The organism is uncultured Jatrophihabitans sp. (genome assembly GCF_964251945.1).
Classification (GTDB): domain Bacteria; phylum Actinomycetota; class Actinomycetes; order Mycobacteriales; family Jatrophihabitantaceae; genus Jatrophihabitans.
The window spans coordinates 279,280-293,875 of the sequence record NZ_CAXULP010000002.1; the positions used below are offsets into that span (position 1 = coordinate 279,280).

11 protein-coding genes are annotated in these 14,596 nt (G+C 72.8%); 6 read left to right on the top strand and 5 right to left on the bottom strand.

Annotated elements, in window-relative coordinates; translation table 11 throughout:
* Positions 1-130 precede the first annotated feature (130 nt).
* On the top strand, positions 131-1,654 hold the full coding sequence (locus ACFFBG_RS06270) for an MFS transporter (protein WP_375476759.1): 1,524 nt from the start codon (positions 131-133) through the stop codon (positions 1,652-1,654).
* On the opposite strand, the gene ACFFBG_RS06275 is transcribed toward ACFFBG_RS06270, so the two are convergent.
* On the bottom strand, positions 1,647-3,668 hold the full coding sequence (locus ACFFBG_RS06275; RefSeq protein ID WP_375477218.1) for an ATP-dependent helicase: 2,022 nt from the start codon (positions 3,666-3,668) through the stop codon (positions 1,647-1,649). The genes ACFFBG_RS06270 and ACFFBG_RS06275 overlap by 8 nt on opposite strands.
* A gap of 155 nt (positions 3,669-3,823) precedes the next feature.
* On the opposite strand from ACFFBG_RS06275, the gene ACFFBG_RS06280 reads away from it, so the two are divergent.
* The 4 genes from ACFFBG_RS06280 to ACFFBG_RS06295 all read left to right on the top strand — a co-directional run bounded on the left by ACFFBG_RS06280 (position 3,824) and on the right by ACFFBG_RS06295 (position 9,136).
* Complete coding sequence (locus tag ACFFBG_RS06280) at positions 3,824-4,057, top strand: mycoredoxin (RefSeq protein ID WP_375476761.1); 234 nt, start codon at positions 3,824-3,826, stop codon at positions 4,055-4,057.
* 145 nt (positions 4,058-4,202) lie between these two features.
* On the top strand, positions 4,203-4,739 hold the full coding sequence (locus tag ACFFBG_RS06285) for a uridine kinase (RefSeq protein ID WP_375476763.1): 537 nt from the start codon (positions 4,203-4,205) through the stop codon (positions 4,737-4,739).
* Between the two features lie 132 nt (positions 4,740-4,871).
* The gene (locus ACFFBG_RS06290) at positions 4,872-5,300 is read left to right on the top strand and encodes a MarR family winged helix-turn-helix transcriptional regulator (protein WP_375476765.1); all 429 of its coding nucleotides are present in this window, start codon (positions 4,872-4,874) and stop codon (positions 5,298-5,300) included.
* The gene (locus tag ACFFBG_RS06295; protein ID WP_375476767.1) at positions 5,297-9,136 is read left to right on the top strand and encodes an ABC transporter ATP-binding protein; all 3,840 of its coding nucleotides are present in this window, start codon (positions 5,297-5,299) and stop codon (positions 9,134-9,136) included. The genes ACFFBG_RS06290 and ACFFBG_RS06295 overlap by 4 nt, the downstream gene beginning before the upstream one ends.
* Positions 9,137-9,359: 223 nt before the next feature.
* Here the strand turns inward: ACFFBG_RS06295 and ACFFBG_RS06300 are convergent, their stop codons facing one another.
* Positions 9,360-9,530 carry a histidine phosphatase family protein gene (locus ACFFBG_RS06300; RefSeq protein WP_375476769.1) on the bottom strand — a complete coding sequence of 57 codons (171 nt, stop codon included), beginning with the start codon at positions 9,528-9,530 and terminating at the stop codon, positions 9,360-9,362.
* Positions 9,531-9,621: 91 nt separating this feature from the next.
* On the opposite strand from ACFFBG_RS06300, the gene ACFFBG_RS06305 reads away from it, so the two are divergent.
* Positions 9,622-10,911, top strand: coding sequence for a DUF222 domain-containing protein (locus tag ACFFBG_RS06305; RefSeq protein ID WP_375476771.1), 1,290 nt, complete (start codon positions 9,622-9,624; stop codon positions 10,909-10,911).
* 65 nt (positions 10,912-10,976) lie between these two features.
* Here the strand turns inward: ACFFBG_RS06305 and nudC are convergent, their stop codons facing one another.
* The 3 genes from nudC to ACFFBG_RS06320 are packed head-to-tail and all read right to left on the bottom strand — an operon-like array spanning position 10,977 to position 14,595.
* On the bottom strand, positions 10,977-11,969 hold the full coding sequence (gene nudC, locus ACFFBG_RS06310) for an NAD(+) diphosphatase (RefSeq protein ID WP_375476773.1): 993 nt from the start codon (positions 11,967-11,969) through the stop codon (positions 10,977-10,979).
* Positions 11,966-13,291 (bottom strand): M16 family metallopeptidase, encoded by a 1,326-nt coding sequence (locus ACFFBG_RS06315; RefSeq protein WP_375476775.1) that lies wholly within the window; start codon positions 13,289-13,291, stop codon positions 11,966-11,968. Before ACFFBG_RS06315 ends, nudC begins: the two co-directional genes overlap by 4 nt.
* The gene (locus tag ACFFBG_RS06320; protein WP_375476777.1) at positions 13,288-14,595 is read right to left on the bottom strand and encodes a M16 family metallopeptidase; all 1,308 of its coding nucleotides are present in this window, start codon (positions 14,593-14,595) and stop codon (positions 13,288-13,290) included. Before ACFFBG_RS06320 ends, ACFFBG_RS06315 begins: the two co-directional genes overlap by 4 nt.
* Position 14,596: the final 1 nt, after the last annotated feature.

Genomic DNA, 14,596 nt, shown 5'->3' on the forward strand with positions numbered 1-14,596 from the left:
GCAGGCTATCGGCCGCGCGGAAAGCGCCGCAACTTATTTTTGCAAGCGCAATCTGTAGACGCGTCTGAGCCAGTCGGTCCGCGCCGCGAAGTCAGTCGCGGAGTAGAAAGCGCACGACGGAAGGGACCGCGTGATCGTTTCGCGCTCGAACGCCCGCAGCGCCGCGTTGGGCGCCGTGCTCTCGGTGCTGTTCCTGACCTTCCTCGACACGACGATCGTCAGCGTCGCGCTCGGGAATCTGGCCGGCGACGTCTCGGCCGGCGTCATCCCGCTGCAGTGGGTGATCAACGCGTACGCGCTGGCGTTCGCCGCTCTGATGCTCACCGGCGGCTCGCTCGCCGACCGGTTCGGGCGCAAGCGCCTGATGCTCGTCGGCATCGCCGTCTTCTGCGTCGGCTCGTTGATGTGCGCGCTCGCGTCCGGCGTCGCGCTGGTGATCGCCGGCCGAGCGGTGATGGGCGTGGGCGCGGCGGCGGCCGAGCCGGGCACGCTGTCAGTGATCCGCCAGCTGTATCCCCACCGCGCGCAGCGCGCGCGGGCGCTGGGCGCGTGGTCGGCGGTGTCCGGCCTCGCCCTGGCCCTCGGTCCGGTGCTCGGCGGGCTGCTGGTCGACGCCGGGGGCTGGCGCTCGATCTTCTGGTTCAACCTCGCCGCCGGCTCGGTGCTCGCGGTGTGGGTCTTCGCCGTCGTGCCGGAGAGCGCGGACCGGGCCGCCGGCCGGCTCGACGCCGCCGGCCTCGTGCTCGGCGCCGCGGGCGTCGGCTGCGTGGTGTTCGCCGCGATCTCCGGCGAATACCAGGGCTACGGCGCGGCCTGGGTCGTCGCGCTGTTCGTCGTCGGCGGCGGGTGCCTGCTCGCGTTCGTCCCGGTGGAGCGACGGGTGCAACGGCCGATGCTCGATCCGACGTATTTCCGCGAGCCGATCGTTCGCGCCGCGCTGTTCGCGGCCTTCGCGGTCTACTTCGGTGTCTTCGCGCTCTTCTTCCTCACCGCGCTCTATCTCGACATCGGCCAGCAGTACTCGGGTGCGCGGCTGGCGGCGATGTTCGCGCCGATGGCGGCGGCGATCGTTGTCGGCGGGGTGGCCGCCGGCCGCTGGGTGGCCCGCAGCGGGTCGCGGCCGCCGATGGCGATCGGCTGCGGGATCGCGGCGCTCGGCATGCTGCTCGCCCGCGCCGAACTCGGCGCGCAGCAGCGGTTGGACTTCGCGCTGTTGTCGCTCGCGCTCGCACTAGCCGGACTCGGCTTCGGCGTGACGGTGGTGCCGCTGACGTCCGCGGTGCTGTCGCACGTGCCGGCCCGGCACTCCGGCATCGCGGCGTCGGCCACGAACACCGCGCGGCAACTCGGCGCGGTCGTCGGCGTGGCGGCGCTCGGCGCGATCGTCAACGCGCACCTGACCGCGACCGTCAATCGCGAGTTCACCGGCACGCTGCTGGGGCCGTCCCGCAAGCCGGTGCTCAAGATCCTCGAGACCGGCGGATCCGGCGTCGGCTTCTCCCTCGACCAGATCCCGCAGGTCTTCGTCATCGCGTTCGTCGACGGCGTGCGGGTCGCGCTCGTCGTCGCGACCGTGCTGGTGCTGCTCGCCGGCCTCGCCGCGGCCTTGGTCCGCGAGCCGGCTGACGCCGAGCTGGCGCCCGAGGTCAGCTGACCTCTACCGGCGCGATCTCTGCGGGGTCCGCGCCGCCGAGCACCTGCAGCAGCGGATCGGCGTACCGAGCGAGCTTGGTCGGCCCGACCCCGCCGATCTGCGCCAGGCCGTCGCGGCTCGTCGGCCGGGCGTCGGCGATCGCCACCAGCGTCGCGTCGCTGAAGACGACGTAGGGCGGCACGCTCTGCGCCTCGGCCTGCGCTCTGCGCCAGACGCGCAGCTTGCCGAACAGCTCCGCGTCGGCCGCCTCGGCGGCTTTAGGCTTGGTCTTCGCGCGCGGCGCGGCGGCGCGGGCACCCGCCGGGCGCAACCCCTCGAGGAACCGGCTGGGCCGGCGGCCGCGGCGCTGGCCCGGGCTGCGCGCAAGCGCCCACGACAGCGCCAGCCGCTCGCGGGCCCGGGTGATGCCGACGTAGAGCAGCCGGCGCTCCTCGGCGACCTGCGCCGGCGTAGTGGCGTGCTGGATCGGCAGGGTGGTGTCCGTCAGCCCGACGAGGAACACCGCGTCCCATTCCAGGCCCTTCGCCGAATGCAGCGACGCGAGCGTCACGCCTTGCACTGTCGGCGCGTGCTGGGCGTTGGCGCGCTGGTCGAGTTCGACGACGAGCTGCGGCAGGTGCGCGTCCGGGTTCGCGGCGACGAGGTCGTCGGCGAGCGGCACTAGCGCGGCCAGCGACTCCCACCGCTCGCGGGCCGCGCCGCCGGGCGGGGCGTTGCCCGGGTACCAAGCGAGGCTGGACAGCACACCGCGCACCGCGTCGGCCAGCGGGACGTCCGCGTCGGGGCTCCCAGCGCCGGCCCGGGCGGCGCCGCGCAGCAGCAGCCGCGCCTCGCGGATCTCCGGCCGGTCGAAGAACCGCTCGCCGCCGCGCAGCACGTACGGCACCCCCGCCTGCGACAGCGCGGACTCATAGACCTCGGACTGCGCGTTCACTCGGAACAGCACCGCGATCTCCGCTGCCGGGACGCCCTCGGCGATCAACTCGGTGCACGACGCGGCGACCTGCGCCGCCTCGGCTGGCTCGTCGTCGAACTCTGCGAACGTCGGCGCCCGCCCGGGCGGCCGCTGGCCGACGAGGGTGACCCCGGAGTCGCCGCCGCCGACGAGGGAGTTGGCGAGCGCGACCACCTGCGGCGTCGAGCGGTAGTCGCGGTGCAGCCGCACGACAACGGCCTGCGGGAAACGCCGGCGGAAGCCGAGCAGGTGCTCTGGCGTGGCGCCGGCGAAGGAGTAGATCGTCTGGTTGGCGTCGCCCACGACGCAGAGGTCGTCGCGGTCGCCGAGCCACGCGTCGAGCAGCCGCTGCTGCAGCGGCGAGACGTCCTGGTACTCGTCGACGACGAAGTGCCGGTAGCGGCTGCGGACCTCTTCCGCGACGTCGGCCATCTCCTCCATCGCCCCGGACATGATGAGCAGCAGGTCGGCGAAGTCGAGCTGGCCGCTGCGCCGCTTGGCCTGCTCGTACTCGGCGTAGACCTTGGCGACGGTGTCCGGCGTGGTCGAGGTCTCGCGGCCGGCCGCGCGAGCCCGTTGCGCGTAGGTGTCGGGCGTGGCCAGCACGGCCTTCGCCCAGTCGATCTCGGCCGCGAGGTCGCGCAGCTCGGCGCGGTCGACCCGCATCCGCATGCGGGCGGCGGCGTTGCCGACCATCCGGATCGGGTTGTCCAGCACGTCGGGCAGCGCGCCGCCGAGGATGCGCGGCGCGAAGTACTGCAGCTGGCGCAGCGCGGCGGCGTGGAACGTGCGGGCCTGGACGTTGCCGGCGCCGAGCGCGCGCAGCCGCCCGCGCAGCTCGCCAGCCGCGCGGGCGGTGAAGGTGACCGCCAGGATCTGCTCGGGCTGCACCGCGCCGCTGCGTGCCGCATAGGCGATGCGATGCGTGATCGCGCGCGTCTTGCCCGTGCCCGCGCCGGCGAGGATGCACACCGGCCCGCGCACCGCCTCGGCGGCGGCGCGCTGCTCGGGATCCAGGCCCGCGAGCACCCGGTCGGCGAGCGCGTGGTCGGCGAGCATGCGGTCGGGCGCCGCGCCCGATCCCGGGTCGGCGCTCGAGTCGGCTGGCTGCACGTCGGCCGATCCTGCCAGCGCGCTCCGACAGGTCCGGCGGCGGAATGCCCGCCCGCCGACGCGGCGTTGCGCAAGACATCAACTCGAGAGGACTGTCGACGATGCTGACGATGTACACGACCTCGTGGTGCGGCTTCTGCGCACGGCTGAAATCCGGCCTGCAGCGCGAGGGCATCGACTACGCCGAGGTGGACATCGAGCAGACCCCGGACGCCGCGGACCTCGTCATGGCCGTCAACGGCGGCAACCGGACCGTCCCGACGCTCGTGTTCCCGGACGGCACGGCGCTGACCAACCCGAGCGTGGCGCAGGTCAAGGCCAAACTCGCCGCGTGACCGAGCTTGCGAGGTCACGAAATCGCTCCGCGCAGAACGCTGCACGATCTCGCCGGGACCCCGACTGAGCGCGGGCTGGCGGCCGATCTCGGCCGACCGGCTGGCTGGCGAGCTCGCGCGTTGGCTGGCGGCGACGCCCGGCGTCGTGCGCGTCGCGCTGGACGGGCCGCCCGCGGCCGAGCCGGACGTGTTGGCCGCTGCGCTGCTCGAGCCGCTGCGCGCGCTGAGCCGGCCCGCGGTGCACGTGCGCGCCGCCTCGTTCTGGCACGACGCGTCGCTGCGGCTCGAGCACGGCCGCGAGGACGTCGAAAGCTACCTGTCCTGGCTGGACGCCGAGTCGCTGCGTCGGGAGGTGCTCGTGGCGGCCGTCGAGTCCGGCCATTACCTGCCGAGCCTGCGCGATCCGGTCAGCAACCGGTCAACCCGCGCGTCGACACAGGCGTTGTCGCCGGACTCGGTCGTGCTGGTCAGCGGCGCGCTGCTGCTCGGCCGAGGCCTGCCCTTCGACCGCGTGGTGGAGCTTCAGCTGTCGACGGCCGCGCTGCTGCGGCGGACCGCGCGGGCTGAGCGATGGACGCTGCCGGCCTTCGAGTCCTACGCCGAGACCGTCCGGCCGGCCGAGCTCGCCGACGTGGTGATCCGCCCGGAGCAGCGCACGCCCGCGGTCTGCGGCCTGCCCTGATCATCGGGTGGTTCGCTTCTCGTGGTTCCGTGACGTCGAAATTCGCGCCGATTTCGAGCACCACGAAACCAGGAGAAGGGCCGCCGGCACAGTAGTTCGAACGGCGAACGAACCAGCGTACTGTCGAGGCACGTGAGCAGAACCGACGCGGTGCGTGCGCTCGTGCGCATGACCCGAGTGCTGGAACGCGACTGCGGCGACCTCGGCCTCGCCCACTACCGGGTGCTGGCCGCGGTCGCGGATGGCGCCGAGCGCGCTTCGCGGGTCGCGCGTCGGCTCGCCCTTGGCAAGCCGACGATCAGCGCCAGCGTGGACGCGCTCGTCCGGCGCGGGCTGCTCGTCCGCGGTGATGTCGCCGAAGACGCGCGGGCGAGCGCGCTGCGCCTGACCGCGGACGGCGCCCGCGCGCTGGCCGAGATCGAGCTGGCGATGGGCGCGCGGCTGGCGGCCGTGCTCGCGCACACGGCCGACCCGGCGCGCGTCCGCGCGGCGCTCGCCGAGCTCGGGCCCGCGCTGGACGCTTACGCGACCGTGGTCGCGGCCGAGCGGGTGCGCGGATGACGGCGACAGACGGCGCCACGACGGACGGCGCGAAGGCGACGCAAGCCATTCAGGCCGCGCAGCTGGGCTGGGTCCGCCGGCTGTGGCAGCAGGTGCTGCGACACCGGCGCAACGTGCTCATCGCCGTCGGGGCAGCAGTGCTCGGCAGCGCCGCGCAGACGCTCGTCCCGCTGATCGCGCGGCAGATCGTCGACTCGGTGATCATCGCGCGCACCGCCGCGCTGTGGCCGTGGCTGGTGTTGCTGTTCGCCGCCGCGGCGCTGTCTTTCTTCTTCGCCTATCTGCGCCGCTACCACGGCGGCCAAGTCGGCTTGGGCGTCCAGCTCGACCTGCGCAACGCCGTGCACGACCACCTGCAGCGGATGGACCAGGCGCGGCTCGCCACGATGCCGACCGGCCAGCTCGTCTCCCGGTCCAATTCGGACTCGGCCCTGGTGCAGGGCTTGCTCAACTTCCTGCCACTGATGACCGGCAACGTGCTGATGATGGTGCTGGCGTTGATCGTAATGTTCGTGCTGTCGCCGCTGCTGGCGCTGCTCGCGCTCGTCGTTGTGCCGGCGCTGTTCGCGGTGTCCTATCGGATGCGCCGCCGCGTCTTCCCGGCCACCTGGGACGGTCAGCAGCGCGAGGGCGACGTCGCGCAGATCGTCGACGAGGGCGTCACCGGCGTCCGCGTCGTCAAGGCCTTCGGCCAGGAGCAGCGCGAAGTGCGCCGGCTCGTCGCCGCCGCGCAACGCCTCTATGGTTCCCGGCTGCGCGCGACCCGACTGCAGGCGCGTTATCAGCCGCTGCTGGAGTCGATCCCGACGGTCGCGCAGGTCGCGATCTTGGTCTTCGGCGGCCTGCTGGCGTTGCGTGGCAGCATCTCGATCGGCACGTTTCTCGCGTTCTCCACCTACGTCGGGCAGTTCGCGGCGCCGGCCCGGCAGCTGGCCGGCGTGCTGACCGTCGGCCAGCAGGCCCGCGCGGGTGTCGAGCGGATCTTCGGCCTGCTCGACCTCGAACCGGCGATCGCCGACCGCCCGGACGCCGTCGAGCTGCCCGACATCCGCGGCGAGATCGTCTTCGACGACGTGCGCTTCGGCTACGCCGCCGATCGCCCGGTGCTCGACGGGCTGACGTTGCGGATCGCGGCCGGCGAGCGGGTCGCCGTCGTCGGCACCAGCGGCAGCGGCAAGTCCACGCTCGCGTCGCTGGTGTCCCGCTTCCACGATCCGGACGCCGGCCGGGTGCTCGTCGACGGGCACGACCTGCGCGACGTCACGCTGCGCTCGCTGCGCCGCCGGGTCGGCGTGGCGTTCGAGGACAGTTTTCTGTTCTCCGACACGATCCGCGCGAACATCGCCTACGGCCGGCCGGCCGCGTCCGAGTCGGAGATCGAGTCCGCCGCCCGCGCCGCGCAGGCGCACGGGTTCGTGCTCGACCTGCCGGCCGGCTACGACACCGTCGTGGGCGAACGCGGGCTGACGCTGTCCGGGGGTCAGCGGCAGCGCGTCGCGCTCGCCCGGGCGATCCTCGCCGACCCGCGCGTGCTCGTCCTCGACGACGCCACCAGCGCGGTGGACGCCCGCACCGAGCAGGCCATCCACGACGGGCTGCGCGAGGTGCTGGCCGAGCGCACCACGCTGCTGATCGCCCATCGGGTCTCGACGCTGCATCTCGCCGACCGCGTCGTCGTGTTGGACGCCGGACGGGTCGCCGATCAGGGCACGCACGACGAGTTGAGCGAGCGCAGCGCGCTGTACCGCTCGCTGCTGTCCGGCCTGGCGACCGAGCCGGTGCGCCAGGCCGGCGACCGGATCGAGGAGCTCGTCCGGCTGACCGCCGACGGCGGCACCGGCGTCACCGCGTCGGCGTGGCAGTCGACCGGCGGCGGCAGTTCACAGGCCGGCAACGGCCGAGCAGCAGCGGCGGTCGCGGCCGGCCTCGGGGCCGGGCTGGGCGGCGGTGGCGGACGCGGCGGTGGCGGACGCGGCGGCGGGGCGCACAGCATGCTGGCCGGGCTGCCGCCCACCCCGGAGCTGCTCGCGCAGGTCGACGCCCTGCCGCCCGTGCGCGACGAGGCCTCGATCGACTTGCCGGCCGAAAGCGCGCACTCGCCGCACTTCACCCTGGTCGGCTTGCTGCGCCAGTTCCGCCGGCCGCTGGCGCTGGGGCTGCTGCTCGTCGTGATCGACGCGCTCGCCGGCATCGCCGGGCCCTACCTGGTCAAGACCGGTGTCGACAGCGGCGTGAACGCGGGGTCGCGCGCCGTGCTGTTCGGGGCGGCCGGGATCTTCCTCGTCGTCACCCTCGTCGATCTGGTCGATCAGATCGCCTCGACGTTCGTCACCGGCCGGACCGCCGAGCGGATCATGCTGTCGCTGCGGATCCGCATCTGGGCGCAGCTGCAGCGGCTGTCGCTGGACTACTACGAGCGTGAGATGGCCGGCCGGATCATGACCCGGATGACCACCGACGTCGACCAGTTCGAGTCGCTCGTCGAGAACGGGCTGCTGTCCGCGCTGGTCGCGTTCGTGACGTTCCTCGGCGTTGGCGTCGCGTTGCTGGTGCTGGACTTGCCGCTCGGGTTGGTGACCTTGAGCGTCGTCATCCCGCTGGCATTCGCGACGGTATGGTTCCGGCGCCGCGCGTCGAGGCTGTACGACCTGTCCCGCGAGCGCATCGCGGTCGTGAACGCCGACTTCCAGGAGAGCCTGTCCGGCGTGCGCGAGTCGCAGGCGTTCGTGCACGAGGCGGCGACGATGCGCCGCTTCCACGATCTCGGCATGTCCTATCTGCGCTCGCGGGTCGCCGCGCAGCGGTTGGTGGCGACCTACTTCCCGTTCGTGCAATTCCTCGCCGCGGCGGCCGACGCGCTGGTCCTCGGCGTCGGCGCGGTGCTGATCCACGACGGCTCGCTGACGGTGGGCGAGCTGATCGCGTTCCTGCTCTACATCGACCTGTTCTTCTCGCCGATCCAACAGCTGTCACAGGTGTTCGACTCGTGGCAGCAGACCCGAGTGTCGGTCAACCGCATCGCCGACCTGATGGCGCTCAACCCCTTGACGCCAGACCCCGCCGACCCGGTGCCGCTGCCCGTGTCGCGCGGCTCGGTGGCGCTGTCCGGCGTGCGCTTCTCCTACCCGTCGGTGATCGGCGGCGAAGCGCTTCGCGGCGTCGACCTGGCCGTCGCGCCCGGCGAGACCGTCGCCATCGTCGGCGAGACCGGCGCCGGCAAGTCGACGATCCTGAAGCTGCTGGCCCGCTTCTACGACCCGGTCGCCGGAGTCGTGTCGCTCGACGGCCACGATCTGCGGAGCCTGAGCCTGCACGAATTCCGCAGCCACCTCGGCTACGTGCCGCAGGAGGCGTTCCTGTTCACCGGCAGCGTGCGCGACAACATCGCCTACGGCCGGCCGGAGGCGACGGACGCCGACCTCGAGGCGGCCGCGCGATCAGTTGGCGCGCACGATGTCATCGCGACGCTGCCGAACGGCTACCTGTCCGAGCTGAGCGAGCGCGGTGGCTCGTTGAGTTCCGGCCAGCGGCAGTTGATCGCGCTCGCCCGCGCGCAGCTTGCCGACCCGGCGCTGCTGCTGCTGGACGAGGCGACATCCAATCTCGATCTCGCGACCGAGTCGAAGGTGACCGCCGCGATGCAGTCGGTGGCGCGGGACCGCACCACCATCGTCATCGCGCACCGGCTGCAGACAGCGCGCGGCGCGGACCGGATCGTGCTGCTCGACGCCGGCCGGGTGGCCGAGGCGGGCAGCCACGGCGAACTGCTCGCATTGGACGGCGGCTACGCCCGGATGTGGCGCGCTTTCGAGACGGTGGGCGCCACCCCCGCGTGAGCCGCCACTATCGCCAGTAGCACCCGCGTCCCGACTGGGGACGCTGGCGACGCTCGCCAGGCGATGTGCACCAGCACGACTGCGCCCGTGCCGGCGCGGGCCGCGCGTGATGCCTCGTGCGGCGCTAGCGGTAGCCGACCATCCCGCCGGTCGGCACATCGGCTTTGCCGGTGAGGGACTGAACGACCACGCCGTGGCAGACCACGACCGCGAGCCGAACTCGTCAACGCTGCGCTTGATCGCCGACGTTCGATAGCTGGGCGGCAGCGCGAGGCGCCTCACCGAGACCTTGAGCGGTGAGCGCAACGAGATCGTTGATTCCGTCCGGCAGCCGCCGGGCGTTCATCGCCTGCCAGTCCGCCTCACCGTGTCGGACGAGGTGGACGCTTCCCATTCAGCCGAGGCTATGCACGCCGAGAAGTTCCTACTTCGAGATGCCGGTGAGCGAGCCGAAAGTGTCGGACCCGGTTTCTACAATCGACCCTATGAACGATAACCGCGCCGGGCTGCTCGAGGCAGACATGCTTGAGGCAGACGTGCGCGGCCTCACCCATGACGAGCGGCTGGACGCACTCGCCGCCGTGGAGCGAGCCAAGGCAACCCTCGACGCGCGGGCTCAGGTGCTGTTGCACGCGCTCGCCCGCGAGGGCGACGCGGAACAGCGAAGCCGCGAGTGGGTGCGCGAAGAAGTCGCCGCGGTGCTGCGCCTAGCGCCGGTCACGGCATCGCGCCGCCTGCACGACGCGACGCGCTTGGTCGACCTGCTGCCCGCGACACTGGCCATGCTGGCCGCCGGTACGACCACACTGCTGCACGCTCGAACGCTCAGCGACGCGGTCGCAGACCTCGACCCCGCCGCCGTCGCCGCGGTCGAGGAACGGGTGCTGCCGCGGGCCGCGACGCAGACGGCGGGCGAGTTCCGCCGCACCGTGCAGCGGGCCGCTCTGGCAGCCGACCCGAAGGGCGCTGACGGAAGGCACGCAGACGCGCTCGAGAAGCGCCGCGTCGAGCTGTATCCCGAAGACCACGGGATGGCCAGCGTCGTCGCCTACCTGCGCGCCGACGACGCCGAACGCCTCTACACCGCGGCCGACGCGGCAGCCGCGGCCGCGAGGGCCGCCGACCCGCACGACGAGCGCACCGCCGACCAGCGCCGGGTCGACGCGCTCGCTGACCTCGCCACAGCAGCCCTGCACGCCACTCCCGTGCGCTGGCAGGGCCGCAAGCCCGCCGTGCGGGTGTCGGTCGCTTTGTCGACGCTGCTCGGCCTCGACAACCAACCCGGCGAACTGGCTGACTACGGCCCGATCTGCCCAGCTCTCGCGCGGGCGATCGCCGCCGACCCGAGCGGCACATGGACCCGGCTGATCACCGACCCCGCCGGCCGGCTGCTCGACTACGGGCAGACCACCTACCGGGCGCCCGCGCCGCTGCGCGAGCACATCATGGCGGAGTCGGAGACCTGCACCTTCCCGGGCTGCCGGCGCAACACCCGGCGCAGCGACCTCGACCATCTCGTGCCCTGGGCCGCCGGCGGCCGTACCAGCCCCGAGAACTTGCACCCGCCCTGCGAACGACATCACATGCTCAGGCACGAGGGCAGCTGGCGCGTGCGGCGAGACAACACCGGCAGCGATGATCACCTGCCCGGCACGATGATCTGGACGACGCCCACCGGCCGAGCGTTCACCCGCCCGCCGCACACCTACCCCGTCGACCACACGCTCGCCATGGATCCACCAGCCGCGGCCGACCCAGATCCGCCGCCGTTCTGATCAGATCAGCTGAACTGGTCAGCCGCTGAACCGCTCAGCTGGCGAACCGCTCAGCCGGTCAGCGCCTACGCCTCGCCGGCGAGCCAGCGGTCGATCAGAAACCGCGAGATCGAGAAACGCGGCGGGATAGCGCTCAAGCGCCCGCCGGAATCGACGGGCGTGTCCGGCTGCGTCTCAGCGTCGGTCCAGTCCGCGGCGGCGCGGACCTCGTCGCGGGTGAACCAGGACGCCTCGGCCATCTCCACCGGGTCGAGCGTGATCGACGAGCCGCCCGCGAGTCGGGCGGTGAAGCCGATCATCAGCGACGCCGGGAACGGCCACGGCTGGGACGCCACGTAGCGCACGTCGCGGATCTCGACGCCTACCTCTTCGAACACCTCCCGGGCGACGGCGGACTCCAACGACTCGCCTGGCTCGACGAAGCCCGCGAGCGTGGAGAACCGACCCGGCGCCCACTGCGGTCCGCGGCCGAGCAACGCGCGCTCGCCGCCAGCCCCGCCCTCGACCCCGCCGCCCTCTCCGCCGTCGACTCCGCCGCCCTCTCCGCCGTCGACTCCGCCGTCAGCCCCGCCGTGCTCTCCGCCGTCGACGATCAGCATGATCACCGCCGGGTCGGTGCGCGGGAAGTGCACGCTGCCCTCGCGAGTGCAGGTGCGCGTCCAGCCCGCCTGCGACTCGACGGTCGACGCCCCGCAGCGCGGGCAGAAGCCGTGCCGCTGATGCCACTGCTCGAGCGCGATCGCGCTGGCGATCAGACTCGCCTCGAGATCGTCGGCTCGCGCGCCGAATTCGCGCAGCGTCTGCCACCCGTCCAATTCCACGGCGGTGACGGTGAAGTAGGGGACGCCGCGGGCGAGGCCGAGGAAGCGTCGTGGTCCGTCCGGCGCGTCGTGCGCGCCGCGAAAGACGATCCGCCCGTCCGCGACCGGCGCCGACGACCGCGCGCTGATCACGACGATCCGCGCGTCCTGCCACGCGGCCGCCAGCCAATCTTCATCACCACGGCGTGACGCCGCGCGGTCGAACTGCGCCTGCGCGAGCGCCGGGCCGTCGGTCACCGCTCGACGGGGCCGAGCGCGGCGAGCGGAGCGGCGATCGTCGCCGCATCGCCGACCACGACCGAGGTGAACGCGGTGGGCGCGAAGAACCGCGCAGCCGCCGCGCTGACCTCGTCCACGGTCGTGGCAAGCAGCCGTTTCGGCTGCCCGGCGATCCAGTCCAGGCCGAGGTCGAACGCGGCGAGCGCCGACAGCGTGGACGCCAGTCCGGCCTGCGTGGCCGTCGACAGCGCCAGCGTGCCGATCGCGTACTGCCGCACCGACTCCACTTCGGCCTCGGTCACCGGCAGCGTCGCGATCCGGCCGAGCTCGTAGTGGGTCTCGAGCAGCGCCGGCGCGGTGACCTCCGTGGCCACCTCGACGTCGAGCGCCAGCGTCGAGCCGAGGGTGTGGTGGTCGACGCGGCTGTGCGGGCCGTACGTGTAGCCCTTGTCCTCGCGGATGTTCTCCGTCCACCGCGAGGAGAAGTAGCCGCCGAAGATCAGGTTCGCAAGCTGCAGGGCGGGGAAGCCGGGGTCGGAGCGCGGCACGGCCGGCGCGCCGTAGCGCACCGACGTCTGCACCGAACCCGGCCGGTCCAGCACCAGCAGCGGACCGCCGGGCGACGCCGGCAGCGCGGGCACCCGCCGGGCGGCCGGCGAGCCGGTCCAGTCCGCGAGCGCGGCGCCGGCCTGCTCGACGAGCCGCGCGGTCGGCAGGTCGCCGACAAGCACGAGGGTCGCGCCGGCGGGGCGCACCAGGTCGCGGTGCGTGGCGTGCAACTGGGCCTGGGTCACCGCGGCGACCGCGTCGCCGTCCGGAAGATCGAGTGAGTACGGGTGCGCGCCCCACATCCGGCGCGCCAGCGCCTCGCTGGCGACGACGCCTGGCCGGGCCCGCGCCATTCCGAGCCTCTCGACGAGCCGCGCGCGCTCGGTCGCGACCTCCGGGCGGGCATAGGCCGGCTCGACGAGTAATGCGGCGACGAGGTCGAGCAGCGCGCGCAAGTTCGTGGCGAGCACGTTGCCAGAGACGGCGAGGCGATCCGCGTCGACGCTGACCGAGATATCGCCGCCCAGCGCCTGGACAGCGGCGGCGAGACCCGCGCGGTCGTAGCCGCCGGCGCCGGTGGGCAGCGCCTCGGCGAGCAGGTTCGCGCGGGCAGGGTGGGCCGCTTTCGCCGACAGGAACGGCACGCGCAGACGCGCCTCGACGAGCGGCACGCCGGGCTTGCGGACGGCGACGACGGTGAGGCCGCTGTCGAGCGCGACGGTCTCGCTGCGCAGTTTCTTCGGCGCCTTCGGCGCGGTGAGCGCCGGGACGGCGGCGAGAGGCGCGCTCATTTCGCCCCCTCCGCGATCAGCTCGAGCACGGCTCGTCGATCCGGTCGCAGCGCGCCAGCCGCCGCTCGGACGTCGTCCTCGCGCACCGCGGCGAGCCGGCCGGGCAGCTCGGCGATCAGCTCAGCGCGCCCGTGCACCAGCTGGAACTTCGCGAGCTCGAGCGTGCGGGAGATGACGGCGTCGAGGTCGCGCAGCAGCACGCTGACGAGCCGGGTGCGGACGCGATCGAGCTCGCCGGGCTCCAATCCGACGCCGGCGACGCGCTCGAGTTCCTCGTCGACCGCGCGCAGCAGCGCGTCGAGCGAGCCGGCGTCCGGGTAGTGGGCGGTGATGGTGAACGTAGTGGGATCCCGCTCGTCGAAGGGGTCGCCGAACTCGCCGATGTAGGCGCCGATGTCGGTGACCAGGTGGTCACGCTGGACCAGGCGGCGCTGCAGGCGCGAGGCGTCGCCGTCGGTCAGCACCTCGGCGAGCAGGATGTTCGCCAGCAGCGCGTCGAAGTCGCCGACCGGGTCGGGAACGCGGTAGCCGACGGCGACGGCCGGGATCGGCGCGTGCGCGTCGGTGTGGGTGTCGCGCCGCTCGGCGGACAGCGCCGGCTCGGCGAAGCTCGGCCGCGTCGGCGCCGTGCGCTTCGTGATGTCGCCGAAATGCTTCTCGATCATCGCGATCGTGTCATCGACGTCCAGATCGCCGGCGACGGCGAGCACGGCGTTGGCCGGGGCGTAGTAACGGCGGAAGAAGTCCTTCGCGTCGTCGGTCGTCGCGCTCTCGAGGTCCTCGAACCCGCCATAGCCGTTGTGCGAGTTGGCGAACGTGTCGAACATGACGGCCGGCAGGTAGATCCACGGGAACCCGCCATAGGGGCGGTTCAGCACGTTCACCCGAATCTCGTTCTTCACGACGTCGAGCTGGTTGGCCAGGTTCTCCTCGGTGATCCGCGGGCTGCGCATGCGGTCGGCCTCGAGGAACAGCCCGCGCTCGAGGGCGTTCGACGGCAGGGCCTCGAAGTAGTTGGTGTAGTCGAAGTGGGTGCTGCCGTTGAAGGTGCCGCCGCTGGACTGCACGTACCGGAAGTGCTCGAGCTTCTCCAGGGTCGCCGAGCCCTGGAACATCAGGTGCTCGAACAGGTGCGCGAACCCGGTGCGCCCCTCTGGCTCGGAGCGGATGCCGACGTCGTAGAGCACGGCGACGCCGACCACCGGCGCGCTCGGGTCGGGCGCGAGCACGACGCGCAGCCCGTTGCCCAGCGTGTGATGGGTGATGTCGAAGGACGGGGCAGGAAGTTTGGCAGCGCGCGGCACC

What these genes read in the sequence shown, in the direction of transcription:
- ACFFBG_RS06300 (WP_375476769.1), bottom strand. Translation starts at nt 9,530, where the DNA reads ATGGGAAGCGTCCACCTCGTCCGACACGGTGAGGCGGACTGGCAGGCG.
- ACFFBG_RS06275 (WP_375477218.1), bottom strand. Translation starts at nt 3,668, where the DNA reads ATGCTCGCCGACCACGCGCTCGCCGACCGGGTGCTCGCGGGCCTGGAT.
- ACFFBG_RS06280 (WP_375476761.1), top strand. Translation starts at nt 3,824, where the DNA reads ATGCTGACGATGTACACGACCTCGTGGTGCGGCTTCTGCGCACGGCTG.
- ACFFBG_RS06305 (WP_375476771.1), top strand. Translation starts at nt 9,622, where the DNA reads ATGAACGATAACCGCGCCGGGCTGCTCGAGGCAGACATGCTTGAGGCA.
- ACFFBG_RS06315 (WP_375476775.1), bottom strand. Translation starts at nt 13,291, where the DNA reads ATGAGCGCGCCTCTCGCCGCCGTCCCGGCGCTCACCGCGCCGAAGGCG.
- ACFFBG_RS06295 (WP_375476767.1), top strand. Translation starts at nt 5,297, where the DNA reads ATGACGGCGACAGACGGCGCCACGACGGACGGCGCGAAGGCGACGCAA.